Source organism: Mesorhizobium sp. ES1-4, assembly GCF_020164745.1.
In the GTDB taxonomy this organism is placed as follows: domain Bacteria; phylum Pseudomonadota; class Alphaproteobacteria; order Rhizobiales; family Rhizobiaceae; genus Mesorhizobium.
Window position 1 is genome coordinate 389,801 of record NZ_JAIUGV010000004.1, and the last position, 21,737, is coordinate 411,537.

At 63.3% G+C, this 21,737-nt stretch carries 19 protein-coding genes; 11 read left to right on the forward strand and 8 right to left on the reverse strand.

The genetic code is table 11. The annotated features are described in order from the left end of the window. Nucleotides 1–54: 54 nt before the first annotated feature. A complete protein-coding gene (locus LB556_RS10190) occupies nt 55–981 on the reverse strand; it encodes a LysR substrate-binding domain-containing protein (RefSeq protein ID WP_224566604.1) in 927 nt (308 codons plus the stop codon). A gap of 91 nt (nt 982–1,072) precedes the next feature. On the opposite strand from LB556_RS10190, the gene LB556_RS10195 reads away from it, so the two are divergent. After that, nucleotides 1,073–1,966: a DMT family transporter gene (locus LB556_RS10195; protein ID WP_224566606.1), complete on the forward strand. Its 894-nt coding sequence runs from the start codon at nt 1,073–1,075 to the stop codon at nt 1,964–1,966. Nucleotides 1,967–1,993: 27 nt separating this feature from the next. On the opposite strand, the gene mutL is transcribed toward LB556_RS10195, so the two are convergent. Together mutL and LB556_RS10205 are read right to left on the reverse strand one after the other, a co-directional pair. After that, the gene (gene mutL / locus LB556_RS10200) at nt 1,994–3,883 is read right to left on the reverse strand and encodes a DNA mismatch repair endonuclease MutL (RefSeq protein WP_224566608.1); all 1,890 of its coding nucleotides are present in this window, start codon (nt 3,881–3,883) and stop codon (nt 1,994–1,996) included. Between the two features lie 61 nt (nt 3,884–3,944). Then, nucleotides 3,945–4,907, reverse strand: a complete 963-nt coding sequence (locus tag LB556_RS10205; protein ID WP_224566610.1) for a GlxA family transcriptional regulator — start codon at nt 4,905–4,907, stop codon at nt 3,945–3,947. Nucleotides 4,908–5,017: 110 nt separating this feature from the next. Here LB556_RS10205 and LB556_RS10210 point away from each other — a divergent pair, with 110 nt between their 5' ends. Next, the gene (locus LB556_RS10210) at nt 5,018–5,326 is read left to right on the forward strand and encodes a putative quinol monooxygenase (RefSeq protein ID WP_224566612.1); all 309 of its coding nucleotides are present in this window, start codon (nt 5,018–5,020) and stop codon (nt 5,324–5,326) included. A gap of 44 nt (nt 5,327–5,370) precedes the next feature. Here the strand turns inward: LB556_RS10210 and LB556_RS10215 are convergent, their stop codons facing one another. Next, on the reverse strand, nt 5,371–6,273 hold the full coding sequence (locus LB556_RS10215; RefSeq protein ID WP_224566614.1) for a LysR substrate-binding domain-containing protein: 903 nt from the start codon (nt 6,271–6,273) through the stop codon (nt 5,371–5,373). 92 nt (nt 6,274–6,365) lie between these two features. Here LB556_RS10215 and LB556_RS10220 point away from each other — a divergent pair, with 92 nt between their 5' ends. The 6 genes from LB556_RS10220 to LB556_RS10245 all read left to right on the forward strand — a co-directional run bounded on the left by LB556_RS10220 (nt 6,366) and on the right by LB556_RS10245 (nt 14,043). Then, entirely contained in the window at nt 6,366–7,916 is a 1,551-nt protein-coding gene (locus LB556_RS10220) for a trimethylamine methyltransferase family protein (protein WP_224566616.1), read from the forward strand. A gap of 43 nt (nt 7,917–7,959) precedes the next feature. Beyond that, nucleotides 7,960–9,609, forward strand: coding sequence for an ABC transporter substrate-binding protein (locus LB556_RS10225; protein ID WP_224566618.1), 1,650 nt, complete (start codon nt 7,960–7,962; stop codon nt 9,607–9,609). 74 nt (nt 9,610–9,683) lie between these two features. After that, entirely contained in the window at nt 9,684–11,666 is a 1,983-nt protein-coding gene (locus tag LB556_RS10230) for an FAD-dependent oxidoreductase (protein WP_224566620.1), read from the forward strand. Nucleotides 11,667–11,785: 119 nt separating this feature from the next. After that, complete coding sequence (locus tag LB556_RS10235) at nt 11,786–12,832, forward strand: mandelate racemase/muconate lactonizing enzyme family protein (RefSeq protein ID WP_318011272.1); 1,047 nt, start codon at nt 11,786–11,788, stop codon at nt 12,830–12,832. Nucleotides 12,833–12,956: 124 nt separating this feature from the next. Next, nucleotides 12,957–13,433: a DUF3828 domain-containing protein gene (locus LB556_RS10240; RefSeq protein ID WP_224566624.1), complete on the forward strand. Its 477-nt coding sequence runs from the start codon at nt 12,957–12,959 to the stop codon at nt 13,431–13,433. 4 nt (nt 13,434–13,437) lie between these two features. Continuing rightward, nucleotides 13,438–14,043 (forward strand): hypothetical protein, encoded by a 606-nt coding sequence (locus LB556_RS10245; RefSeq protein WP_224566626.1) that lies wholly within the window; start codon nt 13,438–13,440, stop codon nt 14,041–14,043. 8 nt (nt 14,044–14,051) lie between these two features. Here the strand turns inward: LB556_RS10245 and queF are convergent, their stop codons facing one another. Continuing rightward, a complete protein-coding gene (gene queF, locus LB556_RS10250) occupies nt 14,052–14,513 on the reverse strand; it encodes a preQ(1) synthase (RefSeq protein ID WP_224566628.1) in 462 nt (153 codons plus the stop codon). Between the two features lie 104 nt (nt 14,514–14,617). On the opposite strand from queF, the gene LB556_RS10255 reads away from it, so the two are divergent. Further along, a complete protein-coding gene (locus LB556_RS10255) occupies nt 14,618–16,663 on the forward strand; it encodes an NADH:flavin oxidoreductase (RefSeq protein WP_224566630.1) in 2,046 nt (681 codons plus the stop codon). Between the two features lie 132 nt (nt 16,664–16,795). On the opposite strand, the gene LB556_RS10260 is transcribed toward LB556_RS10255, so the two are convergent. Next, nucleotides 16,796–17,203: a hypothetical protein gene (locus LB556_RS10260; RefSeq protein WP_224566632.1), complete on the reverse strand. Its 408-nt coding sequence runs from the start codon at nt 17,201–17,203 to the stop codon at nt 16,796–16,798. A gap of 249 nt (nt 17,204–17,452) precedes the next feature. Here LB556_RS10260 and LB556_RS10265 point away from each other — a divergent pair, with 249 nt between their 5' ends. Then, nucleotides 17,453–17,851 carry a MarR family winged helix-turn-helix transcriptional regulator gene (locus LB556_RS10265; protein ID WP_224566633.1) on the forward strand — a complete coding sequence of 133 codons (399 nt, stop codon included), beginning with the start codon at nt 17,453–17,455 and terminating at the stop codon, nt 17,849–17,851. On the opposite strand, the gene LB556_RS10270 is transcribed toward LB556_RS10265, so the two are convergent. Beyond that, nucleotides 17,848–18,078, reverse strand: a complete 231-nt coding sequence (locus LB556_RS10270) for a hypothetical protein (RefSeq protein WP_224566634.1) — start codon at nt 18,076–18,078, stop codon at nt 17,848–17,850. The two genes, LB556_RS10265 and LB556_RS10270, sit on opposite strands and share 4 nt — an antisense overlap. Before the next feature lie 73 nt (nt 18,079–18,151). Beyond that, the gene (locus LB556_RS10275) at nt 18,152–20,224 is read right to left on the reverse strand and encodes a putative bifunctional diguanylate cyclase/phosphodiesterase (RefSeq protein WP_224566635.1); all 2,073 of its coding nucleotides are present in this window, start codon (nt 20,222–20,224) and stop codon (nt 18,152–18,154) included. A gap of 305 nt (nt 20,225–20,529) precedes the next feature. Between LB556_RS10275 and LB556_RS10280 the strand changes: the two genes are divergently transcribed. After that, complete coding sequence (locus tag LB556_RS10280; RefSeq protein WP_224566636.1) at nt 20,530–21,717, forward strand: glycine C-acetyltransferase; 1,188 nt, start codon at nt 20,530–20,532, stop codon at nt 21,715–21,717. The last annotated feature ends 20 nt before the right edge of the window (nt 21,718–21,737 follow it).

The window sequence follows — 21,737 nt, forward strand, 5'->3', positions numbered from 1 at the left end:
CCAGGAAAAGTGCGCAGCGGTTTTCCGTCCGGAATGCCTAAAGATCCAAAAAGCCTAGCTCTCGGCTTCGATGAACCGATCGACCTTTTCGATAGCCAGCCCAGCCTGGGCCGCGATGCGGCGGGCGAGATCGGCCGCGGCGGCGCGTGGCCGGCCCACCGGCCGGTCGAGCCAATAGGACACCGGATTGAGCGCGGTGCGATCGTCGACGGCGACGAGGCGGCCGGACTGTATCTGGTGCTGCGTGAGTGGCGGCCGTGCCAGCGCAATGCCGAGGCCATGGGCCGCGGCATCGAGCACCAGATTGTAGTCTTCGAAGCGGCGGTCTTGTGGGCGCGGCCGGTAGTCCATGCCCTGCGCGGCGAACCAGGCGCGCCAGCCCGAGGCATCGGAGTCGTTGATCAGCGGGAATTCGAGCAGCCGCGCCGGGTCGCCACCGCCAATCTCTCGTGCGAGGCCCGGCGAGGCGATCGGGAAGAGATATTCTTCGAACAGTTGCACCGAGACGCGGCCCGGGATGAGGCCGCGACCGCAGCGGACCGACAGATCGATGCCTTCGTCGGCGAGATCGGCCTGACGGTTGTCGACGTCGAGCACGATGCGCAGGCGGGTAGGGTCTTTTTCCAACGTTGCCATGCGCGGCATCAGCCACAGGCCGCTCACCGATGGAATGGAAGCCAGGCGTACCACCGCCGTGCCGCGCGGCTCCACCCAGCGGTCCGAATTGACCGAGATCAGGGCGAAGGCTTCCGTGGTCCTCAGATGCAGGCGATTGCCTTCGTTGGTCAGCCTCACGCCGCGCGCGCCGCGCTCGAAAACCTTCAGGCCAAGCCAGTTCTCGAGCTTGGCGATCTGCCGGCTGACGGCGCCATGGGTAAGATTGAGTTTTTCGGCGGCGGCCGAAAAGCTTCCCGTGCGTGCCGCCGCGTCGAAAGCGCGCAACGTCTCCAGCGGCAGCATGGTGTCCGAGCTGTGACCCATGCTCACAGGTGATCGTCGATTTGCTCGTTTGTCAATGGGCTGGAAACGCGCTTTCTGCTCCCGGGGACCTGAAGAATCGGAAGGCAATGAGATGAGCACGATGACAGGCACGTTGAATTCGACACAGCGGATGGACACCACGGCCGCCGCCGCCGTGGCGCTGACCGTGATCGGCTGGGCCTCAGCCTTCCCGGCGATCCGGGCCGGGCTCGCCGCCTTCCAGCCGCTGGAGCTTGGCGCCCTGCGCTTTGCCATCGCCGCCGTGCCGGCGGCGATCTACCTTGCCGTCAAACGCCCGGCGCTGCCCAGGATCGGCGATTTGTGGCGCTTCGCCTTCGGCGGCGCCATTTTCGTCGCGCTCTATACGGCGATGCTCAATTTCGGCGAGCTGACCGTCTCGGCCGGAGCAGCCGGCTTCATCATCAATGTCAGCCCCATCTTCACCGCCATCATGGCGATGGCGCTGCTTGGCGAGCGCTTCTCCGGCCTGGCCTGGATCGGCACGGTCATTTCCTTCGCCGGCATCGGCATCATTGCGGTCGCCGACGGGCATGGCCTGCATTTCAATGCCGGAGCGCTGCTGGTGCTTGGCTCGGCACTCTGCTCGGCCGTCAACACCATCGTTCAGAAGCCGCTGTTCGCCCGCCATCATCCGCTGACCATCGCGGCGTCCAACTTGGTGTTCGGCGCGCTCTGCCTAGCGCCCTTTCTGCCCGCCGCACTCAAGCAGGCGGCTGTCGCCAACACCGCCGGCCTTGGCGCCATCATCTATCTTGGCATCGTGCCGAGCCTGATCGCCTATGCGGCCTGGGCGACCGCGCTGTCGCGCCTGCCGGCGGCGCGTGCCTCGAACTTTCTGTACCTGGTCTCGCCGATGTCGGCGCTGATCGGCTTCTTCTGGTTGGGCGAAGTGCCGACGTTGCTCGGTATGCTCGGCGGCGCGCTGGCACTCGGCGGCGTCATCGTTGTGAATTTGAAACGGTAAATCAAAACCCGTTGCGCTGGCCGTCGCTCACCGCCGCCCGAACAGCCGCTCGATGTCCGCCAGCTTGAGTTCGATATAGGTCGGCCGCCCGTGGTTGCAGGTGCCTGAGCCCGGCGTCGCCTCCATCTGGCGCAGCAGCGCGTTCATCTCCTCGGCCTTGAGCAGCCGGCCGGAGCGCACCGAGCCGTGGCAGGCCATGGTGGCCGCGATCTTGTCCAGCCGTTCCTTCAGCGTCTCGACCGTGTCGTTGTCGGCGATCTCGTCGGCGAGATCGCGCACCAGTTGACCGACGTTGGTCTCGCCCAGCATCGACGGTGTTTCGCGCACGGCAACCGCTCCCGGACCGAAACGCTCGATGCCGAGGCCGAAGCGGGCGAGCGTTTCGGAATGCATGGCGAGCCGCTCGGCATCCTCTTCCGGCAGGTCGATGATTTCGGGCAGAAGCAGCATCTGCGAGGGCACCGGCCGCGCGTGCAGCGCGTTCTTCAGCGCTTCGTAAACCAGCCGCTCATGCGCCGCGTGCTGGTCCACGATGACCAGCGAATCCCTGGTCTGGGCGACGATGTAGTTCTCGTGCACCTGCGCGCGTGCGGCACCCAGCACCGCGCCAAGCAGCGTCTCTGTTGCCTCATTCTGCCCGGCGCGCGCATCGGCGCTGGCAAGCGGGCCGGCATCGAACGCCGGCTGGTCGGGTTCGCCGAAGCCGCCGGCTCTTGCATAGCCGCGTTCAAACCCGGCGCCTTCGAATCGCATGTCGAGCGGCCGCTGCGGCGAGCGCGAAGGGTCGAAACCTGCCGGGCCGGACGCACGGAAAGCCGCGTCATAGCTGCGATGGCCATTTGTCGGACCGCCGTGATCATAGGGGGCGGCGCCAGGACGGAACGCAGCCATCATCCCGGCGGCACCCGTGGTGGCGGAGCGGATGCCGGCATCGGCCAAGGCCTGCCGGATCGCGCCGACGATCAGCCCGCGCACGAGGCCAGGATCACGGAAACGGACATCGGCCTTGGCCGGATGGACGTTGACGTCGACGATGGCCGGGTCGAGCGTCAGGAACAGCACCGTCACCGCGTGGCGGTCGCGCGGCAGGACATCGGCGAAGGCGCCGCGAATGGCCCCGGCGATCAGCTTGTCGCGCACCGGCCTGCCGTTGACATAGGCATATTGCTGCAGCGCGTTGGCGCGGCTGAAGGAGGGGATCGACACATGGCCGGTCAGCCGCACGCCTTCGCGCATAGCGTCGATGGCAATGGAATTGTCGGGAAAGTCGGCGCCCATCACCTGCGCGACACGGCGCAGGCTGCCGTCCGGGCTGTCCCCGGTAGCCGGCAGTTCAAGGGTCGTGCGGTCGGACCCGGCCAGCGTGAAACGCACTGTCGGGAAGGCGATGGCGATGCGCTTGACGATGTCGCTGATGGCCGAGCTTTCGGCACGTTCGCCTTTCATGAATTTCAGCCGTGCCGGCGTGGCGAAGAACAGGTCGCGCACCTCCACCGTGGTGCCGCGATTGGCGGCCGCCGGCTTGACGGGCAGGACGCGGCCGCCTTCGATGCCGATCTCGGCGGCGCTGTCGCCCGCTGCCGTGCGCGAACGGATCGACAGCCGCGACACCGATCCGATCGATGGCAACGCCTCGCCGCGAAAGCCGAGCGAGCGGATATCGTTGATGTCCTCGGCGAGCTTGGAGGTGCAATGGCGTGCGATCGCCAGCGCCAGTTCCCGTTCGGGAATGCCGGAACCATCATCGGTGACGCGGATCAGGTTCAGCCCGCCGCCCGACGTGACGACCTCAACCTTGCTCGCACCGGCGTCGAGCGCATTCTCGACCAGTTCCTTGACCACGCTCGCCGGACGCTCGATGACTTCGCCGGCGGCGATCTGGTTGATCATCGTTTCGGACAGCTGGCGGATAGGCATGCAAGCACTATAGGCGGATTCGCATCCTGTCGGGGAGAGGCAGAATGATGGCGGCTGTGGATCAGCCGACGGCGCGGATTTCGCGCACGCCCTTGCGTAACCGCCGCCGCAGCAGATTGCGCAGCGTCACCCCGTCGCCATAGCCGACCTTGGCGGCAATCTCCTCGACGCTTTCCGATGTCGTCTTCAACAGATGCACCGCCTGCTCCACGCGAAGATCCTGGAAATAGGAGAGCGGCGTCTTGCCAAGCACATCGTTGACGCGCCGCGACAGCGTGCGCTTGCTGGCGCCGAGTGCCGCCGCGGCCTCATCGAGGTTGAAGCCTTCGGCAAGCCGTCCGCGCGCCCAGCGTTCGAAGCGCTCGACCAGCGGGTTCGAATGGGCGAGGTGGTCCGGAATCGCATAGGCCGACTGCAGCGGGCGGCTGTCGACGATCAGATATTTCGCGGTCAGCGCCGCAAGCTCAGGGCTGGCCTGCCGGATCACCAGCAAGGCGAGGTCGATATGGCCAAGCGCCGCACCCGCGGTGACGAACTGCCCGTCATTGACCAGCATGCGCGAGGCGTCGAGCCGCACCCGCGGATAACGCTGCCTGAACATCGGCGCCAGCCACCAGGTGGTGGTCGAAGGCCGCCGGTCGAGCAGGCCGGATTCGGCGAGCACGAAGGTGCCGATGCAGGCGGCGCCGATGCGCGTGCCGGCCTCGGCCAAGGCGCGGAGCGCGCCGACCCCCGCCGCCACATCATCGCGTTGCAGCGCCGCTCCGAGCGGCTCCGGCATCTTCTGGCCGAGAGCCGGGATCAGCAGCCAGTCGGGCGCCGGTTCGTTGCCGACCGGCGTTACAGGCACCTTCAATCCCTGCGCGGTGTGCACGCTGTCCGAGACCCCGACCATGGTTGTGACAAAGCGGCTGGGCGCTGCCGGAAGCAGGGCGGCGAGCTCATTGGCGGTGCCGAACACATCGAGCACGGCGGCGAGCCCGGTGTCGAAAGCGCCGTCGAGAACAAGCACGGAAATATTCATGGCAAGAATGATATCAAAGAAGTCGTTTCTGCCAATACGTTTTTCCCATCGATGCTGCGATTCTCGTCCTCGACGGCTGTTCTGGCCGCCCCAATGAAGGAGATAAGACAATGATCAAGCTTGCCCTGTTCGCGCGCTTCGAGGCAAAGCCCGGTAAGGAGAACGATGTTGCCGCTTTCCTGCAGACCGGTCTGCAACTTGCCAACCAGGAAGCAGGGACGCCGATCTGGTTCGCCTTGCGGCTTTCTCCTAGCGTCTTTGGTGTATTCGACGCTTTCCACGATGAGGCCGGGCGCCAGGCGCATCTCACCGGCGAAATCGCAAAGGCGTTAATGGCCAGTGCCGATACGCTGTTTGTCGGCCCCCCGACTATCGACAGGATCGATGTGCTCGGCCTCAAGAATGACGGCTCGGTCTGAGCCATAATACGACAGGCGCGATCCGGGATTGGCACGCTGATATCTCAAGCCTGCGCCAGCAGCCAATCCCTTACCTTGCGCGCATTCTCGCTGAGCTCGCGGTTCTTCGGCCAGATGACGTAGAACGCCGTGCCTGTCTTCATGACGTGGTCGGTCACCGGCACCAGCAGCCCGGTCGACAGCAGCCGCTCGACAAGGTGGCGCCAGCCAAGCGCGATGCCTTGCCCCTCCATGACCGCCTGGATCACAATCGCATAGTCGTTGATGCGCAAGCCACGCTCCGCATTGCGGAGGCTGGCGCCGGCCGAGCGGAACCATTCGTCCCAGTTCGGGGCCTCGCGATAGGGCTCCTCCAGATGAATGAGGCGGTGTGTCGCCAGTTGTTCCACGGTCTCAGGCCGGCCGAATTTCGTCACATAACTGGGACCCGCGACCGGGAAAATCTCTTCGTCTGAGAGTGACAGGCAGTGGTAGTCCGGCCAGTCGCGCGGCACGCCTCCGCGCACTGCGAGCGGAATGCCTTCGGCGATGATGTCGAGATCGCGGTCGCCGGTCTGGATGCGAAGGTCAATCCCCGGAAGTTCGTCGCGGAACCGCTGCAGGCGCGGCATCATCCAGAACGAACCGAAGGCCGTCGAGGCGGCGAGCGTCACATGGCCGCCGGTCGCCTGCAGGCGCAGGTCCTCCGCCGATTTGCGGATGTGGGAAAGGCCGAGCGAGACGTCGGCATGGAAGCGCCCGCCGGCCTCGGTCAGGCTGACCTGGCGATGGCGGCGCTGGAAGAGCTGCGCGCCGAGCTGTTCCTCCAGGCCGCGCACCGCATAGGAAACCGCGGCCTGGGTCATGCCGAGTTCGCGCCCGGCTGCGGTAAAACTCGACAACCGGCCGGCCGCCTCGAAGACAATCAGGCTGCCGGCGGAAGGCAAGAGCTGGCGCAGGTTTCGCATAAGGCCAGCTTATACAAGAGATCAGGATTTTCCAGCGTCACAGCTGTATTTCCGCTCGGTAAGTTGATTGCGATAGAAGGGATGGAGGTTCCATGAACGCACCGGCCGCTGAATTGACCGAGCAAACCCATCGCCGTGGGGGTGGCCGGCTCGGGCGCAAGGCCCTTCGCGGGGCACCAATCGCTTCATTTCCGACCCTGGTCCGTCAGATCCCGGTGTACCAGATGGTTCCGGACGAGGCGGTGGAACTGATCCACGAGGAGTCACTTTCGATCCTTGAGGAGGTCGGTTGCGAATTCCGCGACGACGAGGCCATCGCCTTGTGGAAGGCAGCCGGTGCCGATGTCAGGGAAACGCGGGTCCGCATCGACCGCGCGTTGCTGATGGACCTCGTCTCCAAGGTTCCCTCCGAGTTCACGCTCAACGCGCGCAATCCCGAGCGCACGGTCCGCGTCGGCGGCAAGAACTCGATCTTCGTTCCGATGTATGGCGCGCCCTATGTCCGCGACCTCGACAACAACAGGCGCTACGGCACGCTTGCCGATCTCAACAATTTCCACAAGCTCGCCTACATGGCGCCGGCGCTGCACTCGTCGAGTTCGATCATCTGTGAGCCGATGGAAATTGCCGTGCCGAAACGGCACCTGCACATCATCCATTCGGCGCTGACGTATTCCGACAAACCGTTCATGGGCATCGTGACGTCCAAGGAACGGGCGGAAGACACGATGGCCATGGCTGCAATCGTGTTCGGCGAGGAGTTCGTGCGCGACAATCCGGTGCTGGTGGCGATCACCAACTGCAATTCGCCGCTGGTCTGGGACGCCACCATGCTGGACGCCATGAGGGTGTATGCGCGCCACAATCAGCCGCTGATCCTGGCGCCCTTCGCGCTCTGCGGCGCATCGACCTCGGCGTCGGCCGTCGGCGCGGTGGCGCAGGTCAATGCCGAGGCGTTGGCGGGCGTGGCCTTCACCCAGCTCATCCGTCCGGGCTCTCCTCAGATCTACGGCCAGTTCATGGTCACGGTCGACATGAAGACCGGCGCTCCCATGGGTGGCACGCCGGAGGCCGCGCAGATGATGTATCTGATGGGCGCGCTGGCGCGGAAATACAAACTGCCGTGGCGCACCTCAGGCTTCCATGTCGGCTCGAAGCTCAACGATGCCCAGGCCGGCTATGAGGCGAACATGCTGATGCATGCCGCGATCCTCGCCGGCGCCAACTACATCTGGCATTCGGCCGGATGGCTGGAAGCGGGTCTCACCTGCGGCTACTCGAAATTCGCCACCGACTGCGAACAGCTCGTCGGCTGGTACAAATACGCGGGCGGGCTGCCTTTCGACGATTTCAAGGACGCGATGGCAGCGATCCGCGAGGTCGGGCCGCAAGGCCATTTTCTCGGCACCCAGCACACGCTCGAGCATTTCGAGAAGGCTTTCTTCATGCCGAGCATCATGGACTTCAACTCCTACGAACAATGGAAGGCGGAAGGGGCGAAGGACCATGACACGCGCGGCCGCGAGAAGGCGCGCAACATGCTCGCGGATTATGAGGAGCCGAAACTCGACGAGGGCATCGCCGACGGTCTCAAGGATTTGATCGCGCGGCGCGAGGAAAAACTGCCAGACAGCGTTAGTTGAAAAAACAGGCAAAGACCTGACGGAACAACAATGGGAGAATGACATGACGGTTTTCAGAAGCAATGGCGATCGTGTGCCGCACGCCATCGAAACGATGGCAATCGAGGCCCGGGCGGGTCGCGTGGACCGGCGCGAGTTTCTGGCGCTGGCCAGCGCGCTTGGTGCCTCGACGGCGTTCGCCTATGGCATGATCGGCCTTGCGGCGCCGACACAGGCTTTGGCCGAGGAGCCGAAGAAAGGGGGTACGCTACACGTCTCCATGGTGGTGAAGGCGCAGAAGGATCCGCGCACTTACGACTGGGTCGAACTGGCCAACATCTCGCGAAGCTGGCTGGAGCCGCTGGTGCGCTACACCAGGCAATTCACCTTCGAGCCGGTGCTGCTCGAAAGCTGGGACATCAACGACGACGCCACCGAATACACGCTGCATGTGCGCAAGGGCGTCACCTGGAACAATGGCGACTCCTTCAACGCCGATGACGTGGTGCACAATGTGACGCGTTGGTGCGAGAAGGGCGTCGCCGGAAACTCGATGGCCGCGCGCGTCGGTGGGCTGATCGATGCCAAGACCGGCAAGGCCAGGGACGGCGCAATCACCAAGGTCGACGACAACACGGTCAAGCTCAAGCTCAGCGAACCCGACATTTCGCTGATCCCCAACTTCACCGACTATCCCGCACTCGTCGTCCACCGCAACTTCGACGCCGATGGTGCCGATCCGATCAAGAAGCCGATCGGTACGGGACCGTTCGAACTGGTGTCGTACGACGTCGGCCAGAAGGCAGTGGTCAAGCGTCGCGAGAACGGCAAATGGTGGGGCGGCGAAGCGCCGCTCGACGGCGTCGAATTCATCGACTACGGCACCGACTTCAACGCCACGGTGAACGCGTTCGATTCCGGCGAGATCGACCTCAACTTCGAGTCGCCCGCCGACTTCATCGAAATTCTCGACAAGATGGGCCTGCAGAAATCGGAGGTTGCGACGGCCACCACGCTGGTTGCCCGCACCAACATCACGCACAAGCCTTACGATGATCAACGCGTTCGCAATGCCCTTCAGATGGCGGTCGACAACAACGCGGTGCTGCAGCTCGGTTATAACGGGCGCGGCACGGTCGGCGAGAACCACCATGTCAGCCCGATCCATCCTGAATATTATCCGCTGCCCAAGAAGGAGCGCGATGCCGCCGGCGCCAAGAAGCTGATGGCGGAAGCCGGCCAGGCCGACTTCGAGCATGAACTGATCACCATCGAGGACGATTGGCAGAAGAACACCGGCGATGCGATCGCCGGCCAGCTGCGTGACGCCGGCATCAAGGTGAAGCGCACGGTGCTGCCGGGCTCGACCTTCTGGAACGACTGGACGAAATATCCCTATTCGATGACCATCTGGTACATGCGCCCGCTCGGCGTCCAGGTGCTGGCGCTGGGCTATCGCACCGGCGAGGCCTGGAACGAGACGGCTTATTCCAACCCCGATTTCGACGCCAAGCTCAAGCAGGCCCTGTCACTCATCGACGTCGCCAAGCGCAAGGAGGTGATGAAGGACGTCGAGCAGATCCTGCAGGATTCCGGCGTCATCATCCAGCCGTTCTGGCAGAAGCTCTACAGCCACATGAACAAGAAGGTGAAGAACTACGGCGTTCACCAGACCTTCGAGATGGATCTCCAGAACGTCTGGCTGGATGCATAACTCTCCAAGACTGCCAGGAAGCTGTGCCGGCACCTCTCCGAGGTGCCGGTCGCACGTCAAGGGAGAGAGGGTGCATGTCTGAGCGGATCTTCAAGCGTCTGTTCGAGCCGGCAGTATTGCGCGGCAAGACACTGCGCAACAGGATCGTGTTTGGTGCCCACACCGCGAACATGGCCGAGGATGGGCTGCCGACTGAACGCCATGTCGGCTACTACGCCGAACGCGCGATCGGCGGTGTAGGGATGATCGTGGTCGAGCCGATGCCTGTGCATCAGGCCGCGGTGCTGACGCGCGGTAATTTTCGCCCCTCGGACGACAGCGTCGTCCCTTATTTTCGCAAGGTGACGGAGGCGATCCGCGGCAATGGCGCCATCGCCATCCAGCAACTCTACCATGTCGGCCAGCACGCGGACGCGGACAACTCTTTCCATGCCGGCTGGTCGCCTTCCGGCCTTCCCAGCTATCACGATTCCGATGGTTCGCATCGGATGTCCGAGCGCCAGATCGAAGAAACCATCAACGGTTTTGTCCAGGCGGCGCGCCGTTGCCGCGATGCCGGCTTCGACGGCGTCGAGGTCTGGGCGGCGTATCATTCGATGCTGGACCAGTTTTGGACACCCTGGTCGAATCGCCGGGACGATCGATGGGGCGGCAGCCTCGAAAATCGCACCCGGATGAGCCGTGAGGTGATGACCAGGATCCGCCGCGAATGCGGCGATGATTTCATCATCGGTCTTGCGATCAACGATGAGCCGGAAGTCGAAGTGGCGCTGAAGCGCGAAGCGCTGGCCGAGATAATCGACCTCCACGACCGCGATGCCTTGATGGACTACGTGACTTGCGGAACGGGTTCCTACTTCGATTTCTACAAGATCATGCCGACCTTTGTTTACCCGGAGAAGCTGGGTGCGGACCTGGCGTCCGTGCTCAAATCCACCGTGCGTCACGCGTTGATCACGGCCGAAAGCCATATCCGCACTCCCGAGAACGCCGAAAGCGTTCTGAGCGAAGGCCGCGCCGATCTCGTTTCGATCGTGCGCGGGCAGATCGCCGATCCTCACCTGGCCGCAAAGGCCGCTGCCGGACGCCCGCAAGACATTCGCGGCTGCCTGTCCTGCAACCAGATGTGCTGGGGCCGGCGCAGCCGCGACTACTGGATCAGCTGCGTCATCAATCCCTCGGCGGGGCGGGAATGGGAGTGGGGCGGAGATCGCTTCGCTCCGGCCGGCCAGCCGAAGCGCGTGCTGGTTGTCGGCGGCGGCCCGGCCGGTCTGGAAGCGGCGCGCGCCGCGGCCGAGCGTGGTCACCGCGTCACGCTGGCCGAGGCGTCCGACCGCCTCGGGGGGCAGTTCCGTCTTGCCGGGCTGCAGCCGCGCCGCGCCCAGATTCTGGATCTTATCGACTGGTATGAGCGCCAGCTCGGCCAGCTTCAGGTCGACATCCGCTACGGGCAATATGTCGAAGCCGACGACGTCGAGCGCGAAGGCGCCGATCACGTCATCGTCGCGACCGGCTCGATGCCGCCGGACGGAGCTTTCCAGCGCGCCTTGCCGCAGTGGGAAAGCATTCCGGGCGGCGGGCCGGTGCTCTCGGCCGAGGCGGTGATGGCCCGTGAGGCGAGGCCGGGAAAAAATGTCGTCTTGCTGGACGATGGCGGCAATTGGAAGGGGTGCGGCACCGCCTGGAAACTCGCCGAGGACGGTCACAATGTGACGCTTGTGACACCGGACGCCCTGGTTGGCAAAGAGCTTCAGCGAATGGCCGTCGATGCGCCGCTGCGCCGGGCACTCGCCAAGCTGAACGTGCGGTTTGTGACCGAAAGCGCCATCGTGCGCTGGGATGGCAAGGCGGCCAGGATTGCTTCGCTGCTCGATGGGACCGAGCAAGAGGTCGAGGCCGACGCTTTGGTGTTCGCCGCCACCAGCATGGCGCAGGACAGCCTGTCCATGGAACTCGAAAGGCGCGGAATTGCGCATACCTCCATCGGCGATTGTACCGCCTCCAGACAAGCGGCATTTGCCATTCATGACGGGCGCAAGGTGGCGCTTGCTCTTTGACGATCGCCAAAGGCGCCAGACTGGGCACAAGCATGAACGGGGCAAGCGTCTGAATGCGTATCCAGTCGATCAAAGTCTATCGGATGCTTCTGCCCGTCAAAGGCGGCGGTGCCTACCGGATGGCCAGCGACGCCGTGCGGAATTTGGACAGCACGCTTGTTGAAGTGACCACCGAGGATGGGCTGTCGGGCTGGGGTGAGACGTGCCCGATCGGCCCGGTTTATCAGCCCCAGCATGCTCTGGGCGCGAGAGCGGCAATTGCTGAAATAGCGCCTGGACTCGTCGGGGAGGACACAGCGTCCATGCGCCGCCTTGCCAAAACAATGGACGAGCGGTTGAACGGTCACAACTATGCCAAGGCGGCCTTGGATATAGCTTTCCTCGACCTCGCCGGCCAGCGGCTGGGCGTTCCTGTTTCAACACTTCTCGGCGGCGCGCTCACCGATCGTGTGCCGTCCTACTATTCCACGATCGTCGGTGATCCGGACGAGACCGCGCGCATTGCCGCCGACAAGGTCAATGCCGGATATCCGCGGCTTCAGATCAAGATCGGCGGGCGGGATCTCGAACAAGACGTCGCCACTGTGCACAAGGTATGGGAGGCGGTTGGCTTCAAGGCCCGCATAGCCGTCGACGCCAACCGTGGCCTGACCGCTGCCGCGGCGCTGCACATCGATCGGCTTTGCCAGGCGATTCCATTCGTGTTCGAACAGCCTTGCAACACCATGGAGGAAGTCGCGGGCCTCAAGGGACGCGTCACCCATCCAATCTATCTCGATGAGAATACAGAGGATTTGAATGCAGTGCTGCGGGCCGTTTCGTCAGGCATCGCGGACGGATTCGGATTGAAGGTCACCCGCCTTGGCGGCCTCACCAAAATGGCCACGGTCCGCGACCTGTGTGCGATACGATCTCTTCCGCACAGCTGCGACGATGCCTGGGGCGGAGATGTCATCGCCGCGGCATGCGTCCACATCGCCGCTACCGTCGAGCCGCGACGGTTTGAGGGAGCCTGGATCGCCCAGGAGTACATCGAGGGGCATACCGATCCCGTAAACCCGATCGTGATCGAGAACGGGCATATACGCGTCCCACTGAAGCCAGGGCTCGGCGTCGAGCCTGAGCGCTCCCAACTCAACGCGCCGATCGCTGTTTTCGGCGAGTAAGGATCGTTGGGCGTGATCTTTGCAAATGGACGAGCCACCCGAAGGCTTCATGGGTCGCAAAAAAGCCGATATGCACGATGCGTGATGTTGATTGCTTTCCGCAGCCAAACATTCGGGGAAATCCATGAAACTGCTGCTCGCCGCCATCCTCTCGATTGCCGCACCAGCCGCCGCCTTGGCCGGCCCGGCGTCGGACGCTGTGAAGTTCTTCTACGCGCCGCAGGTCAAGTTCGAGGCCGATGCGCAATATCGCGATCGCTTCACCGAGCCGGTGACCAAACTGTTCGACCTCAACGACCAGGCGACCAAGAAGAACCCGGACCAGGTCGCCTGTATCGACTTCGACCCCGGCCTGGACGCGCAGGATTTCGACCAGAAGACCATTTCGAAGACCTTGAAACTGTCCGAGACTGTGGATGGCGACACGGCGCAAGTGGTGGCGAGCTTCGCTCTCTTTCCGGAAGGAGACGATTCGCAGCGCGAAATGCACTGGTCGCTGAAGAAGGTCGGCGGCAAGTGGAAGATATCGGACATTGCATCGAAGACCAGCGCCTGGACGCTGAGCCAACTCGAATGCATGGCGGGCCAAGATCCGGAGTGATGCGATGGCCGGCCGCGCCTTCCTGCTATTTTTCGCCATGTGCCTGCTGGCGGCGGGCTTGAACGGCGCAGCAGCTCAGGGCCTGTTGGGTGCGCCGCCGGCAAATGCTCCGGCAGGGGCTGCGCCCGATGACAGCGGGACGCCGCCGCCAACCGCGCCTGGCGGAGCCGCGGAGCCAACGCCCCCGGCAGCCTTGCCGCCCGGCGGGCCCGCGGTCCCCATTCTGCCGGGCTCGCCGACGGCGGTTGTCCGGCCATTCTACGATCAGGTCGGCCTGGAGCTCGATCCATCGCAGCGCAGTCATTTCATAGATCCGGCCAAAACCGTGCTCGACAAGAGCGATGCCTTGCGCAAATCCGGGCAGGGCGAGTGCCTGGACCCCAACATGGCGCTCGACAATGCCGACTATGACAAGGCCGAGATCGACAAGAGCCTGAAGACGCTCGAAGCGATCAACGGCGATCAGGCCAAGGTCATCGTCGCCTTCGTGGTCGCCGGCAACCCGCACCGCCTCGAATGGAAGTTCAAGAAGGTCGGCGGCGAATGGAAGATCTCGGACCTTTTGTCGGTGACCGGCGAATGGGCGCTCAGCCAATACCAATGCGAATGATGGCCGAACTAGCCACGCCCGCGATAAGGGGCGACGCCGGTATCCGGCAGCCAGGCGCCTTCCGGCGGAGTTCCGGTTTGCCAGAACACGTCGATCGGGATGCCGCCGCGCGGATACCAGTAGCCGCCTATGCGCAACCAGAGCGGCTTGGTCGCGGCCACGATGCGACGGCCGATCATCACCGTGCAGTCTTCATGGAAGGCGCCGTGGTTGCGAAACGAGGTCATGAACAGCTTGAGCGACTTCGATTCCACCAGGGCGGCATCCGGTGCGTAATCGATGACGATATGGGCGAAATCCGGCTGTCCGGTCACCGGGCAGAGCGAGGTGAATTCCGGGACGGTGAAACGCACGATGGCCGGAGGCCCGTCGCCGCGCTGGAACGGCACGGTCTCCAGGACCGCCTGTTCGGGGCTCTGTGGCGTCTCGACGTGCGCGCCGAGTTGGGTAAGGGCTTTGGTATCGATCATCGCGGTTTGTCCTTGGATTTGCCGCGCTCAATAGCACCGGAGCGAGAACCGCGCAGCGGTTTTCGGATGAATCGGGTGCGCGAATTTGAAATGGCAGGAAGACGATGACCAGCAACGACCCGCTTCTCCAACCCTACCAGCTCAAGCATCTGACGCTGAAGAACCGGGTGATGTCGACCAGCCACGAGCCGGCTTATTCGGAGGACGGCATGCCGAAGGAGCGGTACCGGCTCTATCATGCCGAAAAGGCCAAGGGCGGCATGGCGCTGACCATGACCGCCGGCTCGGCGATCGTGTCGCGCGACAGCCCGGCCGCCTTCGGCAATCTGCATGTCTATGACGACCGCATTGTGCCGTGGCTGGCCGAACTCACTGAGGCCTGCCACGAGCACGACTGCAAGGTGATGATCCAGATCACCCATCTCGGCCGGCGCACCGGCTGGAACAAGGCCGACTGGCTGCCGGTGCTGTCTGCTTCGCCGGTGCGCGAACCGGCGCATCGTGCTTTTCCCAAGATCATAGAGGATTGGGATATCGAGCGCATTGTCGCCGACTACGCCTCGGCGGCGCAGCGCTGCCAGGCGGCCGGGCTCGACGGCATCGAGTTCGAGTCGTACGGCCATCTGATGGATGGCTTCTGGTCGCCCGCCACCAACCACCGCGAGGACGAGTACGGCGGCTCGCTCGACAACCGGCTGCGTTTCACCAACATGGTGCTGGATGCGGTGCGCGCGGCGGTCGGCGAAAAATTCGTCGTCGGCATCCGCATGGTCGCCGACGAGGATTTCGAGAAAGGCCTGTCGAAGGAGGAGGGCGTCGAAATCGCCAGGCGGTTGGCAAACTCCGGCAAGGTCGATTTCCTCAACATCATCCGCGGTTCGATCGAAAGTGACGCAGCGTTGACCAAGGTCATTCCGCTGGCCGGCATGCGGTCTTCGCCGCATCTCGATTTCGCCGGCGAGGTGAGGGCGGCGACAAAGTTCCCGACCTTCCACGCGGCGCGCATTTCCGATGTCGCCACCGCGCGCCATGCGATCGCCACCGGCAAGCTCGACATGGTCGGCATGACGCGCGCCCACATCGCCGATCCGCACATCATCAAGAAGGTGATGGAGGGCCGCGAGCACGAAATCCGCCCATGCGTAGGGGCCACCTATTGTCTCGACCGCATCTATGAAGGCGGCGAGGCGCTGTGCGTGCACAATGCGGCGACAGGCCGTGAGGCGGATATTCCGCACGTCATCGCCAGGACCGAGGGACCGAAACGGAAGGTCATCGTTGTTGGCGCCGGCGCTGGCGGACTGGAGGCGGCGCGGGTCGCTGCCGAGCGCGGCCATCAGGTGACGGTGCTCGAGGCATCGAGCCAGGCCGGTGGCCAGGTCCGCTTGGCGACACAGAACCCACGCCGCAAGGAGTTGATCGGCATCATCGACTGGCGTCTGGCCGAGCTCGAGCGGCTCGGCGTCGAAATCCGCTACGACACCTGGGCGGAGCAGGACGACGTCCTGGCCCTGGCGCCTGACGTGGTGGTCATCGCAACCGGCGGCTTGCCGCAAAACCCGCCGCTGGCCACCGGCGACAATCTCGTCACGTCGAGTTGGGACATCATGGCCGGCAGCGTCAAGCCGGCCGAAAACGTGCTGGTCTATGACGACAATGGCGGCCATCAGGGCATGGGCGCGGCCGAGTTGATCGCCAACAGCGGCGCAAGGCTGGAACTGGTGTCGCCGGAGCGTTTCTTTGCTCCCGAAATGGGCGGCATGAACCATGTGCCATACATGCGCGCCTTCCAGGAAAAGGGCGCCACCATCACCATCAACACACGCCTGCGCTCGGTGCGGCGCGAGGGCAATCAACTGGTCGCGGAGCTCGCTTCGGACTTCGCCGATGGCTGGCGGGGGGGGCGCAGGGTCGACCAGGTGGTGGTCGAGCACGGCACGCTGCCGCTCGACGAGCTGTATCTTTCGCTGAAGCCGTTGTCGAAGAACGGTGGTGCGGTCGACTACGAACGTCTGGTCAACGGCGGCGACATTTTCCCGGCACGCAATCCTGGGGCGGGTTTCGTGCTGTTGCGCATCGGCGATGCGGTCGCCTCGCGCAACATTCACGCAGCCATTTATGATGGGATCAGGTTCGGCCTGCGGATCTGAACCTGCTGGCAAATGGTGGCGCGCGGTCGAACCTGCATACGAGAGCCCATGCATGCCGGCCTGGCCGCGCGCCCGCACGTCATTGGCTCATCGCCGGGCAACGTGCGATCTCTCGAGCTTGTGGGATGGTGCTCAGACCATTCTGGCGATCGCCATGCACAGCACCGTGACCGCGAGCAGCCATGCCGCAATGCGTTCGCCTGTAGCCATTCGGGCACGCAACTGCGTTTCGATTTCCGCATCGGCGCCGGCAAGCCGCCTGCTCGGCCCCCTGACCATGGCGCCGAGCACGCCGGCCGCGGCGAAAGCGGCCAGGATACCGAGCGCCAGCACCATTTCCATCGCGCCGAAATAGGCGCCGTGGAAGAAATACCACAGCAGCGCTCCGGTCAGGAAAACCATGCCGGCCGCGCCCATCTGCGGCTGGATGAAGCGTTCCGCCTTGATCTCGGGGTCGCGGGCAAGCGTGATGGTGGTGCCGGCCCAGAACACCCCGGCCATGACGTGGAGACCGATGACGACGATGTAGACATATTGCATGCGGCTCTCCTCTTTCGCCCATTGCCCAAATAGTTAGATATCTAATTGTTAGATGTCAATGTATAATTCGGACCTGTTCCATCCGGGGCAAAGCCGGATGGTTCCAGGTCAACTCGACCTGAAATCTGAATCCGCCTCTAAATCAAGGAGATAGAGCATGATGTGATGTCGTCCGAAAACCGCTTCACTCTTTTCGGCATCATGCTCTAGTGTCCTGCAATGACGCCCTTTGAACGCCCGCCCGTCGGCATGAATCTCGGCCGCACGGCAAAACTTGTCGCGCAAGCCTTCGACGCCGCTCTGGTTGAAGCGGGCGGCACGTTACCGGTCTGGCTGACGCTGCTGTCGGTCAAGTCGAGCGAGCTTGCCAATCAGCGCGAACTTGCCGGCATGATCGGCATCCAGGGCGCGACGCTGACCCATCATCTGAATGCTATGGAGGCGCAGGGCCTGCTGACGCGGCGCCGCGATCCGGTCAACCGCCGGGTTCACCTGGTCGAATTGACGGAAGCCGGAGAAGCGCTGTTCGAGACGTTGCGGCAGGCCGCGCTTGTCTTCGACAAGCGGCTTCGTAAAGGACTGCCCGACGAACGTCTGGCGGAGTTTGCGCAGGTATTGGCCGCGCTGCGGGACAATGTGGGAGCCTAGCGAACCCGGTTTGGCTCAGTTGTCATAGCTCGGGATTGTTCCGCGTCGTGGCGCAGTTTCAGCGCCGTGATCAGGTTGGTCAGTTTTGCCTTACCGTAAAAACTGTCATGGAACAACTGGTCATGCATGAGCAGGATCAGCTTGCCGGGCTTGGCGAAGTGGCCGTAAGCGAACAAATGATCGATCTCGCTGACCAGATCTGCCAGGGCAAACCGTAACAATGTCATGGGGCCGCTACCCGTTTCCGATCAGGACAGGCCGCAATTTTCACGGCTGCTTGTCAAGGCGGCGGGCCGGCCTCTATGCCAGGCTTCCCTTAAGTACCGTCAGCCTGGCTTTCTTCGGCATGCGGGCGGTCAGCCATTCCAGTGCCTTGTCATGCGGCATCGGGAAAGCGATCGAGTAACCCTGAACCTGGTCGCAGCCGATCGCCATCAGCGAGTCCAGCTCCGCCTCGGTTTCGGCACCCTCGGCGACGATGGAGATGCCCAGTCCCCGGGCAAGCTCGGTGATGGCGCGTACGATCTTGGAGTTGTCGCCATTTTCATGAATGTTCTGGACGAAGCGGCGGTCGATCTTGAGCCGGTCGATCTCGTTGGGATTGACGTGGCTCAGCGACGCATAGCCGGTGCCGAAATCATCGAGTTCCAGATGCACGCCGGCCGCCCTGATGTGCCGCAGCTTCGCCGCGATGCCCGTTTTCTCATCGTCAAGAATGACGGATTCGACGATTTCGAGCGACAGTTTCTGCGGCGGCAGTCCGGCCTTCTCCAACGTCTGAAACAGAAACGCATCGAAATCGTGCTCGCGCAACTCGGTGCCCGAGACATTGACGGCAAGCCGTCCGAAGGCAATGCCGGCGCGGTTCCATTCGGCGGCTTCCTTGATCGCCTTGGTGATCACGATGCGGCCGATCTCCGGCATGAAACCGCATTTCTCGGCGACCGGAATGAACTCGGCCGGCGAGATCATGCCGCGGTCGGGGTGGTTCCAACGCACGAGGGCCTCAATGCCGCCGATGGTGCCGTCGGTGAGCGAAACCTGCGGCTGGAAATAGACCTGGAATGCTTTCTCGGAAATGGCGACCTTGATGTCGTGTTCGAGTTGCTTGCGGTAGTCGAGTTCGCGGCGCAGTTCCTCGGAGAAGAACGAGAAGTTGCCGCCGCCCATTTTCTTGGCGGAGTAGAGCGCCAGATCGGCATGGACGAGCAGGTCCTGCGCATTGTCCGCGTCGATCGGATAGACGGCGATGCCGCCGCTGGCGCCGGGGAGAATGGTGGTGCCCTGGAACACGATCGGCTCGTTGATATGCGCCAGGATGCGCCGAGCCAGCATGTTGATGTCCTCGGTGCTGCCGGCTCCGTTGAGGATCATTACGAACTCGTCGCCACCGAGCCGCGCGCACATATCCGACGCCCGGCAGGAATCGCGCATGCGCTGTGCCGTCACCACCAGCACATAGTCTCCGGCGGCGTGGCCAAGCGTGTCGTTGATCTGCTTGAAGCGGTCGAGGTCGAGTTGAACAACGGCCAGGCGCTCGCGCCGGCGATGCGCGCCCTTGATCAGCGTGTCGAAATGGTCGGTCAGGAAGGTGCGGTTGTGCAGGCCGGTCAGGCCGTCATGAACCGCGATGAAAGCCATCGAATTGCGCGCGTCGACCAGTTCACGTGTCTTGCGCAGGATCGCGTTGGACATCGGCCTGAAGATGAACAGCGCCACCAGCAGAATAACGCCGAGAGTGGCGAAGAAGAGCGTGCGATGGAGGGCGAGCAGTTTTTCGGAACGCTCGTCGGCATCGGCGCTGATACGTTGTCCGAGCGCGGCATAGCCAGACAAGGTGGCATTGGCGACCGAGGCATCGAGATTGACGCGTTCGGCGCTGCCCTTGTAGCCGCCATTGCCGGGATGATTGAGTTGCGATTCAAAGGCCGAGACCAGCCGGTCGCCATTGGCGATCAGGCCAACCGAGAAATAGTCGAGATGGAAAGGCTTGGCGAAAAGCACGCTCTCGATCGTCTTCGCATTGAGCTTTGCCGGCGATTCCGGATTCGCCCCCGTCTGCTTGAGCAGCAGATCGTAGTTTGTCTCGAACTCCGCCGTAGCCTGCTTCAGCGCACTGACCAGTGCCGGCTGCTTGTCGCGCGAAGCGGCGCCCGTTGCGCTGGCGAGGAAGACGATGCGCTGCGACAACGTCTTCTGCGTTCCGACGATGTCGAGCAAGGTGTTGTTGTGCTGCTGCGTCGCCATCGTCTGCTGCAGCAGGACGAAGGAAGCCGCCACCATGGCGGCGATGATCAGCAGCGCCAGCCAATAGCCAGCCTTGATCAGCAGTATGAGCTTGCCTGAAACGGTGTGCACCGGCTGCTGCGACATGTTGGGGGGCGGCCTCTCGCCAACGGATTTTTGTGTGGGCACTATTGAACAGCAAACGTTAACAGGACTGGAAGTCGACCGCCGGCCTACAAGGAGCACACGCGGAAAGATCACGAAATGGTTATCGGGTTCTTTCGCGGCCGGTCTGCATTTGAGCCTTCGTCGGTCCATACGTCCCGGCGGTCACTTGGGGCAGTGTCCTGGCATCCGGCTGATGCTGCCCGGCCACCCGATCCGGTCGCTTTTGCGATGGATTTTTTACGCGGGCGGGACGACAGTCTGCCCACGTCAAACGAGGCCCGACCATGACCGCAGCATTTCTCTCCCATATCGACAGCGAGCTTGCGGGGCTGAAATCCGCCGGCCTTTACAAGTCCGAGCGGGTGATTTCCTCGATGCAGTCGGCCGAAATCGAGGTCGGCGGCGAGAAAGTGCTGAATTTTTGCGCCAACAACTATCTCGGCCTCGCCGACAGCACCGATCTGCGAACAGCGGCCAAGCAGGCGCTCGACAGGTACGGCTACGGCATGGCCTCCGTGCGCTTCATCTGCGGCACGCAGGAGGAGCACAAGCAGCTCGAGGCGACGATTTCCTCTTTCCTGGGCATGGAAGATACAATTCTCTACGGCTCCTGCTTCGATGCCAATGGCGGCTTGTTCGAGACCCTGCTTGGCGAGGAAGACGCAATCATTTCGGATGCGCTGAACCACGCCTCGATCATCGACGGCGTCCGGCTGTCGAAGGCCAGACGCTTCCGTTACGCCAACAACGACATGGCCGATCTCGAGGCGCGATTGAAGGAAGCGAAGGATTGCCGTTTCCGCCTGATCGCCACCGACGGCGTGTTTTCCATGGATGGCATCATCGCCAATCTCAGGGGTGTCTGCGATCTCGCCGAGAAATACGATGCGATGGTCATGGTCGACGACAGTCATGCTGTCGGCTTCGTCGGCCGGAACGGCCGCGGTTCGGCGGAACATTGCGGTGTCGAGGGTAGGGTGGACATCATCACCGGGACGCTTGGCAAGGCGCTCGGCGGTGCCTCGGGGGGCTACACCTCCGGCAAGAGGCAGGTGGTCGACTGGCTTCGCCAGCGTTCGCGGCCTTATCTCTTTTCCAACACGCTGATGCCGGCGATTGCCGGCGCCTCGATCAAGGTGTTCGAGCTGATCCGCAATGGCGATGCCTTGCGCGAGCGCCTATATGCCAACGCAACACGGTTCAGGTCCCGGATGGGCAAGCTCGGCTTTACGCTGGCAGGGGCGGATCATCCGATCATACCGGTGATGCTCGGTGACGCGACTTTGGCGCAGGAGATGGCCGCACGCATGCTGAAGCGTGGCATCTACGTCATCGGCTTTTCCTTTCCGGTCGTGCCGAAGGGCCAGGCGCGCATCCGCACCCAAATGTCGGCGGCGCATTCCAGCGCGGACATCGACCGCGCGGTGGAGGCATTCGGTGCGGTCGGCAAGGAATTGGGCGTGATTTCCTGAACGGCCGGCGCCGAAAAGCG